Source organism: Microbacterium sp. Cr-K20, assembly GCF_000708325.1.
Classification (GTDB): Bacteria; Actinomycetota; Actinomycetes; order Actinomycetales; family Microbacteriaceae; genus Microbacterium.
The window spans coordinates 36,216-53,970 of the sequence record NZ_JARE01000057.1 but is presented as its reverse complement, the minus strand read 5'-3'; the positions used below and the strand labels follow the sequence as shown (position 1 = coordinate 53,970).

General features: G+C 68.0%; 22 protein-coding genes. 3 read left to right on the top strand and 19 right to left on the bottom strand.

The genetic code is table 11. The annotated features are described in order from the left end of the window. Positions 1 to 10: 10 nt before the first annotated feature. The 11 genes from GZ67_RS0113715 to infC form a co-directional block, all read right to left on the bottom strand. Positions 11 to 913, bottom strand: coding sequence for an amino acid ABC transporter permease (locus GZ67_RS0113715; RefSeq protein ID WP_029262478.1), 903 nt, complete (start codon positions 911 to 913; stop codon positions 11 to 13). Then, the gene (locus GZ67_RS0113710) at positions 910 to 1,557 is read right to left on the bottom strand and encodes an amino acid ABC transporter permease (RefSeq protein ID WP_029262479.1); all 648 of its coding nucleotides are present in this window, start codon (positions 1,555 to 1,557) and stop codon (positions 910 to 912) included. Before GZ67_RS0113710 ends, GZ67_RS0113715 begins: the two co-directional genes overlap by 4 nt. Positions 1,558 to 1,639: 82 nt before the next feature. Next, the gene (locus GZ67_RS0113705; protein WP_029262480.1) at positions 1,640 to 2,554 is read right to left on the bottom strand and encodes a glutamate ABC transporter substrate-binding protein; all 915 of its coding nucleotides are present in this window, start codon (positions 2,552 to 2,554) and stop codon (positions 1,640 to 1,642) included. A 48-nt stretch (positions 2,555 to 2,602) separates the two neighbouring features. Next, positions 2,603 to 3,352, bottom strand: a complete 750-nt coding sequence (locus GZ67_RS0113700; protein ID WP_372466466.1) for an amino acid ABC transporter ATP-binding protein — start codon at positions 3,350 to 3,352, stop codon at positions 2,603 to 2,605. A gap of 253 nt (positions 3,353 to 3,605) precedes the next feature. Further along, a complete protein-coding gene (locus GZ67_RS0113695) occupies positions 3,606 to 4,568 on the bottom strand; it encodes a TAXI family TRAP transporter solute-binding subunit (protein WP_029262482.1) in 963 nt (320 codons plus the stop codon). Further along, the gene (locus GZ67_RS0113690; protein ID WP_029262483.1) at positions 4,565 to 5,941 is read right to left on the bottom strand and encodes a sensor histidine kinase; all 1,377 of its coding nucleotides are present in this window, start codon (positions 5,939 to 5,941) and stop codon (positions 4,565 to 4,567) included. Before GZ67_RS0113690 ends, GZ67_RS0113695 begins: the two co-directional genes overlap by 4 nt. A 3-nt stretch (positions 5,942 to 5,944) precedes the next feature. Then, positions 5,945 to 6,616 carry a response regulator transcription factor gene (locus tag GZ67_RS0113685; RefSeq protein WP_029262484.1) on the bottom strand — a complete coding sequence of 224 codons (672 nt, stop codon included), beginning with the start codon at positions 6,614 to 6,616 and terminating at the stop codon, positions 5,945 to 5,947. A gap of 35 nt (positions 6,617 to 6,651) precedes the next feature. Then, entirely contained in the window at positions 6,652 to 7,464 is an 813-nt protein-coding gene (locus GZ67_RS0113680; protein WP_029262485.1) for a TrmH family RNA methyltransferase, read from the bottom strand. 84 nt (positions 7,465 to 7,548) lie between these two features. Further along, positions 7,549 to 7,935: a 50S ribosomal protein L20 gene (gene rplT, locus GZ67_RS0113675; protein ID WP_029262486.1), complete on the bottom strand. Its 387-nt coding sequence runs from the start codon at positions 7,933 to 7,935 to the stop codon at positions 7,549 to 7,551. Between the two features lie 35 nt (positions 7,936 to 7,970). Continuing rightward, the gene (gene rpmI / locus GZ67_RS0113670) at positions 7,971 to 8,165 is read right to left on the bottom strand and encodes a 50S ribosomal protein L35 (RefSeq protein ID WP_017828564.1); all 195 of its coding nucleotides are present in this window, start codon (positions 8,163 to 8,165) and stop codon (positions 7,971 to 7,973) included. A gap of 71 nt (positions 8,166 to 8,236) precedes the next feature. Then, the gene (infC, locus tag GZ67_RS0113665; RefSeq protein ID WP_081860006.1) at positions 8,237 to 8,887 is read right to left on the bottom strand and encodes a translation initiation factor IF-3; all 651 of its coding nucleotides are present in this window, start codon (positions 8,885 to 8,887) and stop codon (positions 8,237 to 8,239) included. 231 nt (positions 8,888 to 9,118) lie between these two features. Here infC and GZ67_RS0113660 point away from each other — a divergent pair, with 231 nt between their 5' ends. Next, positions 9,119 to 9,517 (top strand): DUF1844 domain-containing protein, encoded by a 399-nt coding sequence (locus GZ67_RS0113660; protein ID WP_029262488.1) that lies wholly within the window; start codon positions 9,119 to 9,121, stop codon positions 9,515 to 9,517. A gap of 1 nt (position 9,518) precedes the next feature. Here GZ67_RS0113660 and GZ67_RS0113655 read toward each other — a convergent pair whose 3' ends face one another. The 7 genes from GZ67_RS0113655 to GZ67_RS0113625 all read right to left on the bottom strand — a co-directional run bounded on the left by GZ67_RS0113655 (position 9,519) and on the right by GZ67_RS0113625 (position 14,353). Next, complete coding sequence (locus GZ67_RS0113655; protein WP_029262489.1) at positions 9,519 to 9,932, bottom strand: hypothetical protein; 414 nt, start codon at positions 9,930 to 9,932, stop codon at positions 9,519 to 9,521. A 23-nt stretch (positions 9,933 to 9,955) separates the two neighbouring features. Next, positions 9,956 to 10,753 (bottom strand): SseB family protein, encoded by a 798-nt coding sequence (locus GZ67_RS0113650; protein ID WP_029262490.1) that lies wholly within the window; start codon positions 10,751 to 10,753, stop codon positions 9,956 to 9,958. Continuing rightward, positions 10,737 to 11,483, bottom strand: a complete 747-nt coding sequence (priA, locus tag GZ67_RS0113645) for a bifunctional 1-(5-phosphoribosyl)-5-((5-phosphoribosylamino)methylideneamino)imidazole-4-carboxamide isomerase/phosphoribosylanthranilate isomerase PriA (RefSeq protein ID WP_029262491.1) — start codon at positions 11,481 to 11,483, stop codon at positions 10,737 to 10,739. The genes GZ67_RS0113650 and priA overlap by 17 nt, the downstream gene beginning before the upstream one ends. 103 nt (positions 11,484 to 11,586) lie before the next feature. Next, entirely contained in the window at positions 11,587 to 12,222 is a 636-nt protein-coding gene (gene hisH, locus GZ67_RS0113640; protein ID WP_029262492.1) for an imidazole glycerol phosphate synthase subunit HisH, read from the bottom strand. After that, entirely contained in the window at positions 12,219 to 12,836 is a 618-nt protein-coding gene (gene hisB, locus GZ67_RS0113635; protein WP_029262493.1) for an imidazoleglycerol-phosphate dehydratase HisB, read from the bottom strand. The genes hisH and hisB overlap by 4 nt, the downstream gene beginning before the upstream one ends. Further along, positions 12,833 to 13,918: a histidinol-phosphate transaminase gene (locus GZ67_RS0113630; protein ID WP_036303599.1), complete on the bottom strand. Its 1,086-nt coding sequence runs from the start codon at positions 13,916 to 13,918 to the stop codon at positions 12,833 to 12,835. Before GZ67_RS0113630 ends, hisB begins: the two co-directional genes overlap by 4 nt. A 66-nt stretch (positions 13,919 to 13,984) precedes the next feature. Continuing rightward, positions 13,985 to 14,353: a LysM peptidoglycan-binding domain-containing protein gene (locus GZ67_RS0113625; protein ID WP_029262495.1), complete on the bottom strand. Its 369-nt coding sequence runs from the start codon at positions 14,351 to 14,353 to the stop codon at positions 13,985 to 13,987. A gap of 290 nt (positions 14,354 to 14,643) precedes the next feature. Between GZ67_RS0113625 and lexA the strand changes: the two genes are divergently transcribed. Then, the gene (lexA, locus tag GZ67_RS0113615; RefSeq protein WP_029262496.1) at positions 14,644 to 15,330 is read left to right on the top strand and encodes a transcriptional repressor LexA; all 687 of its coding nucleotides are present in this window, start codon (positions 14,644 to 14,646) and stop codon (positions 15,328 to 15,330) included. A 22-nt stretch (positions 15,331 to 15,352) separates the two neighbouring features. After that, positions 15,353 to 17,218 carry a dipeptidyl-peptidase 5 gene (locus tag GZ67_RS0113610; protein ID WP_029262497.1) on the top strand — a complete coding sequence of 622 codons (1,866 nt, stop codon included), beginning with the start codon at positions 15,353 to 15,355 and terminating at the stop codon, positions 17,216 to 17,218. A 10-nt stretch (positions 17,219 to 17,228) separates the two neighbouring features. Here GZ67_RS0113610 and smpB read toward each other — a convergent pair whose 3' ends face one another. Further along, positions 17,229 to 17,705 carry an SsrA-binding protein SmpB gene (gene smpB / locus GZ67_RS0113605; RefSeq protein WP_021199784.1) on the bottom strand — a complete coding sequence of 159 codons (477 nt, stop codon included), beginning with the start codon at positions 17,703 to 17,705 and terminating at the stop codon, positions 17,229 to 17,231. Between the last annotated feature and the right edge of the window lie 50 nt (positions 17,706 to 17,755).

Genomic DNA, 17,755 nt, shown 5'->3' with positions numbered 1-17,755 from the left:
CTTTCGCTGATCAGCGCGTCGGCTCGGCCCCGTCCCCCTGCAGCACGATGAGCGAGGTGTTCGTCTCGCCGCCGTGCTGACGGGGATCGGGCACTGCGGGTCCGGCCTTCGGCGAGCGCTTGGCGCGACGCTGCAGGCGGTAGGCGACGTAGGAGAGCAGGAGACACACGGCGACGTACATCGATCCGCCGATGATCGCGGCGGGGATCAACGGGGAGCCGTAGGGCGCCTGGTTGCCGATCTGGTTGATCACGTAGAGGAGTTCCTGGTACGTGATGATGAACCCGAGCGCCGTGTCCTTCAGCGCGACGACGAGCTGCGCGATGATCACGGGCATCATGGCCCGCACGGCCTGCGGGATCAGGATGAAGTACATCACCCCGGTCTTGCGCAGTCCGATCGCGTATCCCGCCTCGGACTGTCCGCGGGGCAGCGACTCGATGCCGGCCCGCAGCACCTCGGCGAGCACCGACCCGTTGTAGACGATGAGCGCGATCACGACCGCCCAGTAGGGCGGCATCTTCACGCCGAGCACGGGCAGGCCGTAGTACAGCAGCATCATCAGCACGAGGACGGGCACGGCCCGCAGCACCTCGATGATCCAGCGGACCGGCTCACGCACCCAGGCATGCTCCGAGAGACGACCGATGCCGAGGACGAAGCCGAGGATGATCGAGCCGACTCCGGCGGCACCGAAGGCCGCCAGCGTGGCCAGCAGTCCTTCACCGAAACGGACCCAGACGGCGGAGAACGTGAAGATGTTCCACTTCTCGGCGGTGAACTGCCCGGTGGCGAACAGCCGCCACACGACCCAGCCGAGCACGGCGAGGACGACGAGCACCGTCGCGACTCCGATGAGGCGGTTGCGGGCGATGGCACGGGGGCCGGGGACGTCGAACAGGACGGAACTCATCGCGCGATCCTCCACTTGTTCTCTAGCGTTCGCTGCACCCAGGCGAGCAGCAGCACCAGGACCACGAAGATGACCATGACCCACAGCAGGACGACGAGCGCGTTCTCGCCGCGCTCGCTGAGTGCCGCGCGGATGGTGCCGAGGTTGACGACCGAGAAGCCGGCCGCCACCGTGGTGTTCTTCATGAGGGCGATGAGGACGCTCATCATCGGCGGGACCACCGAGCGCGTGGCCTGCGGCAGGACGACGTAGCGCATGACCTGACCGAAGTTGAGACCGATCGCTCGCGCCGCCTCGGCCTGCCCGACCGGCACCGTGTTGATGCCGGCGCGCAGAGCCTCGGCGACGTAGGTCGCGGTGTAGAGCCCGAGTGCGATGACTGCGAGCAGCAGGGAGTTGACCCGCTCGCCGAGAAGGATCGGCAGGCAGAACGCGAAGAAGAACATCACGAGGGTGAGCGGGGTGTTACGGATCCAGTTCACGTAGATGCCCCCGACTGCGCGGGCGATCGGCACCGGGGACACCCGTGCCGCTCCCACGATCAGTCCCAGCACCAGGGCGATGAGGCCGCCGCCCAGGAACAGCACGATCGTTCCCCACAGTGCTTCACCCCAGAGATCGAGGTGGTCGCTGATGACTCCCACGGCTGCTCCTGTCGATTCGTGTTCTCGCGATGGCCCTGCTGACGGATGGGGGCGGCCGATGGTGTCGGCCACCCCCATGCGATCAACCGATCGGGTCGACCTCAGGCTGCGTCGCCTTGACGCCGGAGGCACCGAGGTTGTTGTCGAAGATCTGCTGCCAGATGTCGCCACCGTCGGTCAGCTGGGTGTTGAAGTACTCGGCCAGCGCGTCATCGCCCTTGGCGAGTCCGATGCCGTAGCGCTCCTCGCTGAACGGCTCGCCGACGACCTTCAGCTTCTCCGGGTCCTGCGCCGCGTAACCGATGAGGATCGCCTCGTCGGTGGTGACGGCGTCGACCTGCCCGTTCTTGAGGTCCTCGACGCACTTCGAGTACGTGTCGTACTCCTTGGTCGGGACGTCGGGGTAGTTCTCCTTGATGTTCTGGATCGGCGTCGAGCCGGTCGCCGAGCACACCGTGGTCGAGTCGCTCAGGTCGTCGACGCTCGCGATGTCGCTGTCGGCTCCGACCAGGAGGCCCTGTCCGGTCAGGAAGTACGGACCGGCGAAGGAGATCTGCTCCTTGCGCTTGTCGGTGATCGAGTAGGTGCCGACGTAGTAGTCGATGTCGCCGTTCACGATCGCCTGCTCGCGGTTCGCCGAGGCGATCGCCGTGAACTCGATCGTCTCCGGGTCGACGCCGAGCGATGCCGCCATCCAGCGGGCGATGTCGACGTCGAAACCGGTGCGGTCGCCGGTCACCGGGTCGAGGTAGCCAAGACCGGGCTGGTCTTCCTTCACGCCGACCTTGATCGTGCCGGAGGACGAGATCCGATCGAAGGTCGGGCTCCCGTCGATGCTGACATCCTCGAGGACCGTCCACGGCGTGCCGGAGGTCTCCTCCTCGCCGCCGTCTTCCGGGGCTCCCGAGCTCGACGGCGTGCCGCTGTTGCAGGCCGTGAGCGCGAGCAGTGCCACCGCTGCGATTCCGATGCCTGCCAGTGTCCGTGTGCGTCGCATGTGCGTCTCCTTCGTGTGCTGTGTGTGCAGGGTCTGTGTGGTCGGGCGTCAGTGCGTGAGGAGCTTCGAGAGGAAGTCCTTGGCACGGTCGCTCTTCGGGTGCGTGAAGAACTCCTCCGGAGTCGCCTCCTCCACGATCCGCCCGTCGGCCATGAAGACGACACGGTCGGCCGCCTTCCGAGCGAAGCCCATCTCGTGCGTGACGACGATCATGGTCATTCCCTCGTGAGCCAGCTCGACCATCACGTCGAGGACCTCGTTGATCATCTCGGGGTCGAGCGCGCTGGTCGGCTCGTCGAAGAGCATCACCTTGGGCTGCATCGCGAGCGCCCGAGCGATCGCCACACGCTGCTGCTGGCCGCCGGAGAGCTGCGCGGGAAGCTTGGATGCCTGCTGTGCGACGCCGACGCGCTCGAGCAGGATCATCGCCTCTTTCTCGGCATCCGCCTTCTTGAGGCCCCGGACCTTCATCGGTCCCAGGGTCACGTTCTCGAGGATCGTCAGGTGGGCGAACAGGTTGAACGACTGGAACACCATGCCGACGTCCGCACGGAGGTGTGCGAGGCCCTTGCCCTCGGCGGGGAGCTCCTTGCCGTCGATGCGGATCGTGCCGCTGGTGATCGTCTCGAGTCGGTTGATCGTGCGACACAGGGTCGACTTGCCGGACCCGGACGGGCCGATCACGACGACGACCTCTCCCGAGTTGACCGTGAGGTCGATGTCGGCGAGAGCTTGGAAATCTCCGTAGTGCTTCTGGACGTTCTCGACCACGACGAGGGGTGTATCAGAGGTCATCATTTCTCCAAACTAGCCACGTCGGACGCGGGTCTCCAGGCGCCTCGGTGAGATTTACACGTTCGTAATCACCTGATCGCGGTACCAATGCTGCTTTGCACGGGTACCCCACGGCCCGCCCCCACGGGCCGCGGGATCGTCCTGCGGCCTCGCCCCCCAGCGACAGCGGAGCTGCAGGATCCGATCGCGCGCGATCGACCTCACACTGGCAGAGCCGGGGGCCCGGTGTCAGACTTCTTGAGGATTTCTTGAGCAGTCAGCCGCGCAGGTCCCGGTAGTACTCGACCGCGCCCGGATGCAACGGAACCGGGCCGGTGAAGATCGCCGATCGACGATCCAGCAGCGCGGCGGTCGGGACCTCCCCCGCGATCCGCAAGCGGGCATCGAACAGTCCGGTCAGGATGTCGCGCGCGACGCCGTCCGGGGTCGAGGAACTCGTGACGAGGTAGTTCGGCACGGCCATGGTCGGCGCCGAGGCCGCGATGCCGTAGGTGCCGGCGGGCACATCGGCGGGCCGATAGGCATCCGAGTAGCGGTCGTTCACCTCGTTCACCCAATCCTGCTCGATCGGGAGCAGGCGCACGGACGTGGTCTGCGAGAGCGCCGCGATTCCCGGTGTCGGCAGCCCACCCACCCAGAAGAACCCGTCGATCTCGCCGCGCTCCATCGCGGCGATCGACTCCCCGAGGTCGAGCTGGGGATCGCGGACGGACCCGATGCCGACGCCGGCGGTGTCCAGGACACGTGAGGCGATCACGTGCACCCCGGAGTTCTCCGCACCGAGCGACACGGTGCGCCCCTCCAGCTCCGGGAGACTCGATATGTCGGAGTCTCCGCGCACGACGACCTGCACGTACTCGTCGTAGAGACGCGCCAGAGCCCGCACCTGGAGGGGCGCGTCGAAGGCACCGGTTCCCGCCACGGCATCGGCTGCCGCATCGCCCTGCGCGAAGCCCAGCAGCGCCTCACCGGAGTCCACGCGCAGCAGGTTGTCCACGGACCCGGCCGTCTCCTGCCCGACGATCCTGATGTCCAGGTCTGCAGAGAGCGCCTCGGCGAGATGGCTCCCGTAGTCGTAGTAGACCCCCGTGGGGCCGCCCGCCGCGATCGCGTACTCGGCGTCGGTCCACTCGCTCCCGCGCTGGCTGCATGCGGTGAGCGCCCCGAGCAGCAGGACCGAGAGGATTCCGGCGACCGCCCGCCGCCCAACGGCCATCATGGGGTCGTCCTGTCGGGGAGCAGCAGCACGACCTCGAGTCCACCGCCGTCGGCCGCTGCCACCGCCACCTCGCCGCCGACCGTCGCCAGCAGGTCGCTCGCGATCGCGAGTCCGAGTCCGGAGCCCGGCGTGTCCGCGCTCTCGGCGCTCCGCCAGAACCTGTCCGTCGCCGCCGCCGCCTGCTCGGCGGAGAGCCCCGGACCATGATCGCGGACCGTGATCCGACAGACGTCTCCCTCGCGATGCGCTCCGATGCCGATCCACGCGCCGTCCGGCGAGAACTTCACGGCGTTGTCGATCACGGCGTCCAGCGCGCTCTCCACGACCGTCCGGTCGGTCACGCTCATCACCGACGGGTCCCCCGCCGAACGCAGGGCGATCCCCCGCTGCCCGGCGACGTCGCGCCAGGCCTCGAGACGGCGGGCGGACAGAGTCGCGAGGTCGACGGCGGAGATCGTGGTGTCCACGCGCCCGCCGCGTGCGAGGCCGAGCAGTGTCTCGAGGATCCGCGTCATCCGACGCCCCTCCTCCCTCGTCTCCTCCACGTCGTCGCGCCACTCCCGCCCGAGCCCGGTCGCGAGGTGCTCCACGCGCAGGAGCAGCGCATTGAGGGGGTTGCGCAACTCGTGGGAGGCGTTCAGCGCGAACTCCTGCTGTCGCGTCATGACGCGCTCGATCTCGTCGGCCATGCCGTTGAACACCTGCGCCATGCGGCGGAGCTCCGGTGGCCCGGCATCCTCGGGGACACGCGCGTCCATCTCGCCCCGCTCGATGGCCACCATCGCCTCGTCCAACCGCCTCACCGGGGACAGCACCCATCGGGCGAGCCGGAAGACGAGCAGCACGCCCAGCGCGATCAGCACCAGCGCGATGGCGGAGATGATCAGAAGCTGCTGCACGATCGCGGCCCGGGGGGCGTCGACATCTCCGGCGACCAGCACGGCCCCGATCACGTCGCCGTCGTCGAAGACCGGCTCCGCCAGCGCGGCATCCGCCACCGTCCAGGGGAAAACGGCCGCCGGCTGCTCGGCGCGTCGCCCGGACAGCGCCAGCCGCACCCGTTCCGCGTCCTCCTCCGCGAGCACGGTCGAGCCATGCTCCCCCGCCGCCCAGGGGGCACCGCCGAGATCGAAGACCGTCACCTCGATGCCGTACACCTCCTCGAAACGGACGACCTCGGCATCGATCACCGCCGCGCTGCCCGATCGAAGCGCTTGACGCGCGCTGGTGATGAAGTAGCCGAGGTCGCCGAGCTGCTGCGTGTAGAACGACTGCTGGACGCTCCGGGCCGCACTCCATCCGGCCGCACCGCCCAGAGCGACCAGGATCGCCACGAGCGGGACGAGGAAGACGATCACCAGACGTCGACGCACGGCTCAGGACCCCACGAGACGGTAGCCGACGCCGCGGACGGTCTCGATCACACCGCGGGATCGGGTCTTCTTCCTGATCGCCCCGACGTGCACCTCGAGGGAATGCCCGAACCCCCGCCAGTCCGTGTTCCACACCTCGCGGATGAGGCGCTCCTTCGGGACCGCCACCCCCGGATAGCGTGCGAGCACCGCGATGATGTCAAACTCCTTGCGGGTGAGCTCGATCGGCGCTCCATCGACCAGCACCTGTCTCGCGACGAGATCGATCTCCAGAGAGCCTTCGAGCAGCAGCACTCGCGCGTCGGACTCCGGGCGCATCGGCCGCGAACGCCGGGTCACGGCCTCGATCCTGGCCAGAAGCTCATGCACGTCATAGGGCTTCACCACGAAGTCGTCGGCGCCGGCACGCAGTCCCTTGATGCGCTCGGCGACCTGGTTGCGCGCGGTCACGATCATGATCGGAACCTCGGAGCGTCCGCGGATGCGGCGGCACAGGTCGACGCCGTCCATGTCGGGGAGTCCCAGATCGAGGAGCACGACCTCGGTGTCAGCGCCGAGGAGAGCCAGCGCCGACGCCCCATCGGAGGCGCGCACGGTCGCGTAGCCCGACCGCGCGAGGAACGCTTCGAGCGCCCCAGCGACACGGTCGTCGTCTTCGACGATCAGAATCCTCATCGACCCTGTGACCCGCTTCCTTCGTCGGCCGGACGTCAGCCGACAGAGGTCGCCCGCTGTGCGAAGGCGCTCTCGTACAGGCAGACGCTCGCAGCGGTCGCCAGATTGAGGGATTCGGCCTTGCCGAAGATCGGCAGCCGCAGCACCTGGTCGGCCAAGGCGAGAGCATCGTCTTCCAGACCCCGCGCCTCGTTTCCGAACAGCCATCCGGTCGGCTCGGCGAGCACTCCGTCCGCGCGGGCTTCCAGCAGATCGGCGCCCTTCACGTCGGCGGCGAGGATGCGCAGACCCGCGGCGTGCGCGCGCTTCACGACGTCGGCGAGGTCTCCCCCGACCGAGACCGGGAGGTGGAACAGCGACCCGGTCGTGGCGCGCACGACCTTCGGGTTGTACGGATCGACGGTCCGGCCGGTCAGCACGACGGCATCCGCGCCCGCCGCATCGGCCGCGCGGATGATCGTGCCCAGGTTCCCGGGGTCGCGCACCTCTTCGCAGATCGCCACGAGACGAGGCGAGGCATCGAAGATGTCGCGCACCGAGGTCGGTGTCTGCTGGACGACGGCGACCAATCCCTGCGGAGTGACCGTGTCGGCCATCGCGTTCAATACGTACTCGGTGACGTACTCGACTTCGATGTCTGCGTCGGCGGCCTTGGCACGGATGTCCGGGTGCTTCTCCCACCCGCTCGGCGTCGCGAACAGCTCGACGATCGCCTCCGGGCGATACGTGAGCGCTTCACGCACCGACTGCGGACCTTCCAGAAGGAACAGGCCCGTCTCGGTTCGCGCGCTGCGCTTGGTCAGCTTCGCGACAGCACGGACTCGGGGCGAACGGGGGTTCTCCAGCACGTTCACAGTCTAGGGTCACCGCGGACGCCGGATACGCGAAACGGGCGCCTCCCCGAAGGGAGGCGCCCGTTTGAAGCGAGATGCTTACGCAGCCGACTTCGGTGCGTTGACGTCGGAGGGCAGAGCCTTCTTCGCCGTCTCGACCAGCGTCGTGAACGTGGCAGCGTCGTTGACCGCGAGGTCGGCAAGCATGCGACGGTCGACGGTGACACCCGCGAGGCCGAGGCCCTGGATGAAGCGGTTGTACGTGATGCCGTTCTGGCGAGCCGCAGCGTTGATGCGCTGGATCCAGAGGCGACGGAAGTCACCCTTGCGCTTGCGACGGTCACGGTACGAGTAGACCAGCGAGTGGATGACCTGCTCTTTGGCCTTGCGGTAGAGGCGCGAACGCTGACCGCGGTAACCCTTTGCGCGCTCGAGGATGACCCGGCGCTTCTTGTGGGCGTTTACTGCCCGCTTGACTCTTGCCATTTTCCTGTGTTCCTATTCGTGCGTTCGGGCGCGCGTCAGCGGCCGAGAAGCTTCTTCGCGACCTTGGTGTCAGCCTTCGAGAGCACCTGGTCCTGGTTCAGACGACGGGTGCGACGGCTCGACTTGTGCTCGAGGTTGTGGCGCATCCCGGCCTGCTGCTTCTTCAGCTTGCCGCTGCCGGTGATCTTGAAGCGCTTCTTAGCACCCGAGTGGGTCTTCTGCTTCGGCATCTTCTCTTCCTTCGTATGGCGCCTTCTCAGGCGACGGTGTCAACCCGCGGTGCGGGAGTTCTGGGGCGGATCTACTCCGCGGCAGCTTCTGCCGGTGCGTCGGCATCGCTCTTGGCGTCGCGGGATGCCTGCTTGTTCGCCGCGCGCTGTGCGTCGCGAACCGCGTTCTGCTCCTGCTTGGCCTCGGACTTGCTCTTCAGCGGAGCCACGATCATGACCATGTTGCGACCGTCGATGGTCGGGTTCGACTCGACCGTTCCGAGCTCGGCCACGTCTTCGGCGAACTTGCGCAGCAGACGCACACCCTGCTCGGGACGCGACTGCTCACGACCGCGGAACAGGATCATGGCCTTGACCTTGTCGCCGGCCTTGAGGAAGCCCTCGGCGCGCTTCAGTTTGGTCGTGTAGTCATGAGCCTCGATCTTCAGACGGAAGCGGACTTCCTTGAGGATCGTGTTCGCCTGGTTGCGGCGCGCTTCCTTTTCCTTCTGGGCGGCCTCGTACTTGAACTTGCCGTAGTCCATGATCTTGACGACGGGCGGCTTCGAGTTGGGGGCGACCTCGACGAGGTCGAGATCGGCTTCCTGCGCGAGGCGCAGCGCTGCCTCGATGCGGACGACGCCGATCTGCTCACCCGCGGGGCCGACGAGGCGGACCTCGGGGACGCGGATGCGCTCATTGGTACGGGGATCGCTGATGCGGAACTCCTTAGACGATGTGATTCGGCCACCGCGACGCTGTCTGCATCACGGGCGAAATCGGAATCGTCCCCACCCACCGGCATTCAGACGCCGGCTCCGCACCCTGCCTGCCGGGTCCGTCTTGCGAACGGAGCCGGTGGAGTGCAAGACCCGGTAGCCTTGAACGGCAAGCGCGGGTGGGAAGTGAATCCTCTTTCGATCCGGAGCATGACGCTCCGGAGCCCGCCAAAGTCTAACAGAAAGCAAGGCGAAGTGACGAACCAGGCACCGGACGAGGCTGCACGCGAGCGCGAAGAGCGCTGGGCACGTCAGGAGGAGGCTGCGTCGTCGGCCACTCGAGACATCGCCGACGTACCCGCGGTCGAGGTGATCACCACGGCGGCCGTGCACCTCATGAGCGCCGGCGCCGTCAAGCTCGGCCTCGCCGACGACCCCGACGCGGCGGCACAGCTCGACCTCGACGAGGCTCGCAAGCTCATCAACGCCCTCGCCGGGCTCATCACCGCCGGCGCCCCCGAGATCAGCGACATGCACGCACGCTCGCTCCGCGACGGGCTCCGCTCCCTGCAGCTCGCGTTCCGCGAGGCATCGACGATCCCCGACCCCATCGGCAAGGGTCCGGGCGAGAAGTGGACCGGGCCGGTCAACTAGTTCAGGATTCGAGGACGATCGGATCCGCGGTCGAGGGGCCGCCGCACGGTGCATCCGAGTGCGTCCACGAGATCGATTCCTCGGACTCGTGGATGAGCGTGTTCTGGGCGTCGAACAGGCGGATGTCGACGCCGTCGGGCGTCGACATGTCGAACCCGAGCACCCACGTCCCGTCACCCTGAGGCGTCACCATGAACAGGTTGGTCGATGAGGTCGGCTCGGTACCCGGCGCCGGTGAGCACTCCCCCGCGACGCAGAACTGGACCGCCACCACCCCCGCTACGGCGCTGGTCTCGAGTGCGACGGCGTTCGTCCATCCGATCGCGGGGCAAGCCAGCGCGCAGCCCGAGCTGCCGGTGACGGCGCCCCCGAGGAGAGCAACGACGGCGATGGCGCGCAGGAGACCTCGGGACATGCCCCGATCGTAGCGAAGCGCGCTCAGACGCTGCGGCGGAGCTTCACCGTGAGCGAGTCCGCCAGGACGGCGATGCGGTCGTCCGACGCCCAGCGCTGAGCCAGACGCGAGAGCACGGCGTCGAGCACCTCGCGCTCCAGACCGTCGACGAGTTCCAGGACCACGATCAGCTCCGGGCCGCGCAGACGTGCGTCGGGGTCGCCGGACGCCACCGCCACATCGATCACGGCCAGTTCGTGGGCCACACTCTCCTGGAGCGCGGTGTAGACCTCGGTGGAGAGGAAGCTCGGCTCCCAGGCATGCTCCTGGGCGATCGCCCAGACGGCCGGCCGCCGGATCACGAACTCCGTGTCGGCCGTCGGGTCGAGCACGATCAGGTCGGTGTCTTCGGCTGAGGCCGCCAGCGCCGCCCGGAGCGCCTCCACGGGAATCGGGCGTGCCGTGGGATCCCACTTCTGCATCGCCTCGACGGAGGAGAAAACCGGCTGCACCCGCCGCCCGTCGGGAGCCGCGACCGTGACGATCGACAGCTCCTGCGTCTTGTCGACGGCGAGGCCGCTCGGCGCGACGCCTTCCTCACCCTTCTCGGCGATCAGAGGGATCAGCACGCGAGCCGAGCGGAAAGCGTCGACGACTTCCACCTGACTGCCTTCGCCGGCGCGGAAGCGCAGCAGTGCGGCCAGCAGCGCCGGGTCGGCCGAGCCGTCGTCCGCTGCGTGCGGATTCGACTCGAAGCTGCGTCCCTCCCAGGGGACACCGGCCGAGTCTCCGTGGTTGTGCGACTCGGGCCCGCAGGCGTGGCCGTCAGTCTCCTGCGACATCCAGTGCCTCAGCCAGCGTGAACGCACCGGCGTACAGGGCCTTGCCGACGATCGCACCCTCGACGCCCAGCGGCACGAGTTCACGGAGCGCGGCGATGTCGTCGAGGTTGGAGATCCCCCCGGATGCGACGACCGGCTTCGGTGTGCGCGAGGTCACCTCGCGAAGGAGCTCGAGGTTCGGGCCGCGAAGCGTGCCGTCCTTCGTCACGTCCGTGACGACGTAGCGGCTGCATCCGGCGTCTTCCAGACGCTCGAGGACCTCCCAGAGGTCGCCGCCCTCCTTGGTCCAACCACGTGCGGCGAGCGTGGTGCCGCGCACGTCGAGGCCGACCGCGATCGCTTCGCCGTAACGACCGATCACATCGGCGGCCCACTCGGGGTTCTCCAGTGCAGCCGTGCCGAGGTTGATCCGGGTGGCGCCGCTCTCGAGCGCCGCCTCGAGGGTCGCGTCGTCGCGGATGCCGCCCGAGAGCTCGATGCTGACGCCCTTGAACTGCTTGATGACCTTGCGCAGGATCGGCGCGTTGCTCCCGCGGCCGAAAGCGGCGTCGAGGTCGACGAGGTGGATCCACTTCGCGCCCTGTGCGGCCCACTCACCTGCCGCGTCGAGCGGGTCGCCGTAGCTCGTCTCGGTTCCGGCCTCGCCCTGGGTGAGGCGGACGGCCTTGCCACCGGCGACATCGACCGCGGGAAGGAGCGTGAGCGAGGGAGACTGCGCGAAGTCGTTCATGGGGTCCTTGGCTAGGGAAGGTCTGCAGCCCGGAGCGGGCACGAGAACCGAGGGTAGTCCGCCGGAGAGCGGGTGACAAAACGGATGACGTCCACGATGGGTGTCAGAGACTCCCGACCCAGTTGCGCAGGAGCTGGATGCCCGCTTCGCCCGACTTCTCGGGGTGGAACTGGGTTGCCGAGAGCGGACCGTTCTCGACGGCGGCGAGGAAGGGGTCGCCGTAGGTCGTCCAGGTCAGCACGGGCTCGGGGAACGGCGGGATGACGTCGAGCTCCCAGGACTGGGCGGCGTAGGAGTGCACGAAGTAGAAACGCTCATGTTCCAGGCCCCGGAAGAGCACGCTGTCCGCGCCGGGCTCGACGGTGTTCCAGCCCATGTGCGGCAGCACGGGTGCGTTGAGCTCGGTGACCGCTCCGGGCCACTCGCCGAGACCCGCGGTGTCGTGCCCTCGCTCGACCCCGTGCTCGAAGAGCACCTGCATGCCGACGCAGATCCCGAGCACCGGTCGTCCGCCGGCCAGACGCCGGTCGATGATCTCGTCGCCGCCGTGTGCGTGGAGCGCGTCACGGACCGCCTGGAACGCGCCGACGCCCGGAACCAGGAGACCGTCGGCCTCCAGGGCGGCCTTGCGGTCGCGCGTCAGCACGGCATCCGCGCCGGCAGCGGCCAGCGCCTTGACAGCCGAGTGGACGTTGCCCGACTCGTAGTCGAAGACGGCGACGCGGGGGATCGCGCTCACAGTGCGCCCTTGGTGGACGGGATCCCGTCGACCAGCGGATCGAGTGCTTTGGCCTGGCGGAACGCGCGGGCGAAAGCCTTGTACTCCGCCTCGGCGATGTGGTGCGGGTCGCGGCCGCCCAGCACACGCACGTGGACGGTCAGCGCGGCGTTGAAGGTGATCGCCTCGAAAGAGTGACGCACCAACGAGCCGGTGAAGTGCCCACCGATGAGGTGGTGCTCGAATCCGGCGGGCTCGCCGGTGTGCACGAGGTACGGACGACCCGAGATGTCGACGACCGCCTGCGCGAGCGCCTCATCGAGCGGCACGAGCGCATCGCCGTAGCGGGAGATGCCGGACTTGTCGCCCAGCGCCTCGAGGATCGCCTGTCCGAGCACGATCGACACGTCTTCGACGGTGTGGTGCGCATCGATGTCCGTGTCGCCCGAAGCGCGCACGGTCAGGTCGGTCAGCGAGTGCTTCGCGAAAGCGGTGAGCATGTGGTCGAAGAACGGCACCGACGTGTCGATGCGGCTCGCCCCCGTGCCGTCGAGGTTCAGCTCGAGTTCGACGGTGGACTCCGACGTGCTGCGCACGCGGCTCGCGGTGCGCGGGGTCGATGACGGGGTGCTCATGATGCCGATCCTATCGAGGCCAGAGCATCGAGGAACGCGGTGGTCTCGGCCTCGGTGCCCGCGCTGACCCTGAGGTGACCGGGGATGCCGACATCACGCACCAGCACGCCGCGGTCGAAGAGCTGCTGCCACGTCGCACGCGGATCGGCGATGCCGCCGAAGAGGACGAAGTTCGACCAGGATTCGTGCGGCGTATATCCGAGCGCCTCGAGGGTCGCGGTGATGCGGTCGCGCTGTTCGACGATCTCCTCGACCATGCCGAGCATCACGTCGGAGTTGCGCAGAGCGGCGACGGCCGCAGCCTGCGTGAGCGTGCTCAGGTGATAGGGCAGGCGCACCAGACGCAGCGCATCGATGAACGTCGGATCTGCCGCCAGATACCCGACCCGCGCACCGGCGAAGGCGAAGGCCTTGCTCATCGTGCGGGAGACCGCCAGGCGCGGGCGCCCCTCGAGGAGTGTCAGCGCGGAAGGCGCGTCGTGCGGTGCGAACTCCTGGTAGGCCTCGTCGACGATCACGATGCCCCGCGCCGCCTCGTAGACGGCTTCGACGACGTCCAGGCCGAGCGGGGTGCCGGTGGGATTGTTCGGGGTGCACAGGATGATCACGTCGGGGTCCGCGGTGCGCACCTGCTCCGCTGCCTCCTCCGGTGTGATCGTGTAGTCGGGCTGCCTCGTCCCGGGGATCCACCGCGCGCCCGTGCCCTGTGCGATGAGCGGGTACATCGAGTATGTCGGAGCGAAACCGAAGGCCGTGCGCCCGGGGCCGCCGAAGGCCTGCAGGATGTGCTGGAGCACCTCGTTCGAGCCGTTGCCCGCCCAGATCTGCTCCGGGGTGAGGCCGTGACCCAGATACTCTGCGAACGACTCGCGAAGAGTGGTGAACTCCCGGTCGGGATAACGGTTCACATCACGGATCGCGAGCGCGATGTCGTCGAGGATGTCGCTCGCCACCGCGTCCGGAATGGGATGCGTGTTCTCGTTCACGTTGAGGGCGATCGGGAGCGGTGCCTGAGGAGCGCCGTACGGAGTCAGTCCGCGAAGATCGTCGCGTAGCGGGAGATCGTTGAGGGAGAGGGTCACCCTTCCCATGTTAAGCGGCACCCCGAGTCGATGACGCAAAGTTGCCGCAGCTCGGGCGCGACGGGATCAATCCACGTACTGGGCCGGGATGGCGAGCGTCTGGCCGATCTGGAGCTCACCGCCACGCAGCAGGTTCATGCGGCTGATCTCACCGATGACGTCGCGCGGGTCGGCACCGGGGGCGACACCGGTGGCGATCGACCAGAGAGTGTCACCGGGCATGACGGTCACGGTCTCGACGCTGACGGCTGCCGTGTCTGCGCCCGAGGCGATCGCACTGCCACCGCTGAGTGCGGCGAAGGCGATGCCGATCGCGAGCGGCACGGAGGCGAACCCCAGCAGCACGGCGCGACCGCGCGTGGTCAGACGGAGTCGCGTCGTAGGACGGGTCGACGCCGGAATGACTGCCGCGGTGCTGAAGCCGATGCTGCTCATGTGGTGCTCCTTAGCCTGTCCCGGAGCGGTGAAGCTGCCGGGGAAGTTGGCGTAGCGTTCGCATTCCCGCCTCGGCCGGGAGCCGTGAATGCGAAGCTACGTACCGAAGATATCTTCGAGTTCGAACATCTGTCAAGTTGTCTTCGAAACCGGATGCACGATTCTGCCGACACGCTCGAACAGATCTTCCAGATCGGGCCGTTTCTCGGATACGGTTTCGATGAGAACACCACACCACGGGCCTCCGACATTCGAAGAGCGACGTCGGAACACCGCACTTAAGGAGCACCATGAGCGAGAACTCGGCCCCCGAGTCGGAGGCACCGCGGACGCGACGCCGCAAGAGCCTGAGCCCCAAGCAGATGGCGATCCTCGAGGTCATCCAGAACTCCATCGCTCATCACGGCTACCCGCCGAGCATGCGGGAGATCGGAGACGCCGTCGGCCTGAAGTCCCTGTCGAGCGTGACCCACCAACTCGGTCAACTCGAACTGAGCGGCTACCTGCGACGCGACCCCGGCAAGACACGTGCCATGGAGGTCCTGATCGATCTCCCCGGCGCCAGCGGCGAGAACCCCGCCGACGTGGCGACTCCGGTCGGCGACGCGGCGCTCGTGCCCCTGGTCGGTCGCATCGCCGCCGGCGTGCCGATCACCGCCGATCAGCAGGTGGAGGAGATCTTCCCTCTCCCCCGTCAACTGGTGGGCAAGGGAGACCTCTTCATGCTCAAGGTCTCGGGCGAGTCGATGATCGACGCCGCGATCTGCGACGGCGACTGGGTCGTGGTGCGCTCGCAGAACAATGCGGAGAACGGCGAGATCGTGGCCGCGATGCTCGACGGCGAGGCCACGGTCAAGGTGCTGCGCCGTCGCGACGGCCACACCTGGCTCCTCCCCCGAAACTCCTCCTTCGAACCCATCCTCGGCGACGAGTCCGTGGTGCTCGGTAAGGTCGTGGCGGTGCTGCGCGCCGTCTGAGTTCAGACCATAGGCTCGGAGCATGTCGTCGCCTCACGGTTCCTGGCCCTCTCCGTTCTCCGCAGCCTCCGTCGCGGCATCGTCCCCGCGCATCGACGGGGCGCGCTTCGTCGGCTCCGAGATCTGGTGGGGAGAATCCGTGCCCGCCGAGAAGGGGCGGGTCACGGTGCGAAGCTCCTCGGGAGCCGAGATGCTCCCGGCGCCCTGGAGTGCTCGCTCTCGTGTACACGAGTACGGCGGCGGGGCATGGACCGCCGATTCCACGGGCATCCTGTACTTCGTCGATGCCGGCGATCAGCGTGTCCATCGACTGGTCGCCGGTGCCGAGCCCGTCCCGCTGACACCGGCGGGGCCATCGCACGGAGGCCTCCGCGTGCAAGACGGCCGTCTGCTCGCCGTGCGCGAAGATCTGTCGGCCGCGCCGCATACCCGCGCGATCGTCGAGATCCCGATCGACGGCTCCGCCGCGGAGGACGCGTCCGGAATTCGAGTCATCGTCGAGGGCGACGGCTTCTTCGCTCACCCCGCACTCTCGCCCGACGGCGGCCGCGTCGCCTGGATCACCTGGAACCGCGGACGGATGCCCTGGGAGGCCTCGCAGCTGCAGATCGCGCAGAGCGACGGCAGCGACGTGCACGAGATCCCCGCTCGAGCGGCGTTGCAGCCCGAGTGGCTCAGCGAGACGGAGCTGATGTTCGCCGATGATCCGGACGACCGCTGGGGCCTGCATCGCATCGAGCTCGACGGAGTCTCGCCGGTCGGCGCACCGCGCGCGCTCAGCCCGACCGATGCCGACACCGGCTACGGGCTGTGGGTGCTCGGCAACCGCTGGTATCGACCCCTCGCCGACGGACGGATCGTCGCCGTCCGCACGAACGGGCGCGACGAGGTCGTCCTGATCTCACCGGACGGTGCCGCACGCCCGATCGATATCCCAGCCGACGGCCATGTGAGCATCGACGATGTGGACGGGTCGCGCGTGCTGCTCTCCGGCAGTGGCTCCGGCGTGACCGCCGGCCTGTGGTGCATCGATGTGGACTCCGGCGCGACCGTCGCCGTGCGCGGAGGTGAGCCCGTCGATGCCGAATGGATGCCGCGCGCTGTGCCGATCGAGGTCGACGGAAGGCACGGAGTCGTGCACGCCTTCGCCTACCCCCCGGCGAACCCCGACGCGACAGCCCCCGCCGACGAGCTCCCCCCGTACGTGGTGCTGGTGCACGGCGGACCGACCGCGCACGTCACCGGCGCGGCTTCCGCCGCCAACGCGTTCTACACGAGCAGGGGAATCGGCGTGCTCGACGTCAACTACGGCGGCTCCACCGGCTACGGACGCGCCTACCGCGAACGCCTGGACCGCCGATGGGGCGTCGTGGACGTCGATGACGTGATCGCCGCCGCACAGGGCCTCGCGGATGCCGGCCTCGCCGACCCGTCCCGCATCGCCATCCGCGGTGGATCCGCGGGCGGCTGGACGGTGCTGTCCGCGCTCGTGCGCGGCGGGGCCTTCGCCGCGGGGATCAGCCGCTACGGCGTGGCCGATCTGCGGATGCTGGTCGCCGAGACGCACGACTTCGAGGCGTCGTACATCGACGGTCTCGTGGGGCCTCTCCCCGAGTACGAGCACATCTACGTCGAACGATCACCACTCACCCACGCGGATCGCATCGGAGTCCCCGTGCTGCTGCTGCAGGGCGGAGAAGATCGAGTGGTCCCGCCCTCGCAGTCCGAGGCGATCAGAGACGCGCTGGCCGCCCGAGGCGTCGACCACGAGTATGTCCTCTACCCCGCTGAGGGGCACGGGTTCCGCAGTGCCGACACGATCATCGACGCGCTCGAGCGTGAACTGATCTTCCTCGGCCGCGTGTTCGGCTTCGAGCCGACGCTGTGACGACCGGTCGCTACTCGCCCACGCGATTGCGCAGGCGCATGGCACGATCCGCCTCGCGGGTGTCCTGACGTTCGCGCAGGGTCTGCCGCTTGTCGTACTCGCGCTTTCCCTTGGCGAGGGCGATCTCGACCTTCGCCCGCCCATCGGAGAAGTACAGTTTCAGCGGGATCAGGGTGTATCCACCCGCCGAGACGGCATGCGCGATCTTGGCGATCTCCTCGCGATGCAGCAGCAGCTTGCGGATCCGCTTCGCCGAGTGATTGGTCCAATGCCCCTGGGAGTACTCCGGGATGTGCACCGAATCGAGGAAGACCTCGTTGCCCTTCACGAACGCGTAACCGTCGCTGAGGTTGGCGCGCCCCTGACGCAGTGACTTGACCTCGGTGCCGGTGAGCACCATCCCCGCCTCGTACGACTTCTCGATCGTGTAGTCGTGACGTGCGCGACGATTGGTCGCGACGACCTTCTCTCCGCGTTCCCTGGGCATGATGCTCTCCTGTTGCCGTGATGAGCTCGATCGATCGTTCCGACCGAGCA

Bases quoted from the DNA above. Each gene is read 5' to 3' on its own strand.
- GZ67_RS0113715 (WP_029262478.1), bottom strand. From the start codon at position 913: ATGAGTTCCGTCCTGTTCGACGTCCCCGGCCCCCGTGCCATCGCCCGC.
- GZ67_RS0113705 (WP_029262480.1), bottom strand. From the start codon at position 2,554: ATGCGACGCACACGGACACTGGCAGGCATCGGAATCGCAGCGGTGGCA.
- GZ67_RS0113700 (WP_372466466.1), bottom strand. From the start codon at position 3,352: ATGATGACCTCTGATACACCCCTCGTCGTGGTCGAGAACGTCCAGAAG.
- GZ67_RS0113695 (WP_029262482.1), bottom strand. From the start codon at position 4,568: ATGATGGCCGTTGGGCGGCGGGCGGTCGCCGGAATCCTCTCGGTCCTG.
- GZ67_RS0113685 (WP_029262484.1), bottom strand. From the start codon at position 6,616: ATGAGGATTCTGATCGTCGAAGACGACGACCGTGTCGCTGGGGCGCTC.
- rplT (WP_029262486.1), bottom strand. From the start codon at position 7,935: ATGGCAAGAGTCAAGCGGGCAGTAAACGCCCACAAGAAGCGCCGGGTC.
- rpmI (WP_017828564.1), bottom strand. From the start codon at position 8,165: ATGCCGAAGCAGAAGACCCACTCGGGTGCTAAGAAGCGCTTCAAGATC.
- GZ67_RS0113655 (WP_029262489.1), bottom strand. From the start codon at position 9,932: ATGTCCCGAGGTCTCCTGCGCGCCATCGCCGTCGTTGCTCTCCTCGGG.
- GZ67_RS0113650 (WP_029262490.1), bottom strand. From the start codon at position 10,753: ATGTCGCAGGAGACTGACGGCCACGCCTGCGGGCCCGAGTCGCACAAC.
- priA (WP_029262491.1), bottom strand. From the start codon at position 11,483: ATGAACGACTTCGCGCAGTCTCCCTCGCTCACGCTCCTTCCCGCGGTC.
- hisB (WP_029262493.1), bottom strand. From the start codon at position 12,836: ATGAGCACCCCGTCATCGACCCCGCGCACCGCGAGCCGCGTGCGCAGC.
- GZ67_RS0113625 (WP_029262495.1), bottom strand. From the start codon at position 14,353: ATGAGCAGCATCGGCTTCAGCACCGCGGCAGTCATTCCGGCGTCGACC.
- lexA (WP_029262496.1), top strand. From the start codon at position 14,644: ATGAGCGAGAACTCGGCCCCCGAGTCGGAGGCACCGCGGACGCGACGC.
- GZ67_RS0113610 (WP_029262497.1), top strand. From the start codon at position 15,353: ATGTCGTCGCCTCACGGTTCCTGGCCCTCTCCGTTCTCCGCAGCCTCC.
- smpB (WP_021199784.1), bottom strand. From the start codon at position 17,705: ATGCCCAGGGAACGCGGAGAGAAGGTCGTCGCGACCAATCGTCGCGCA.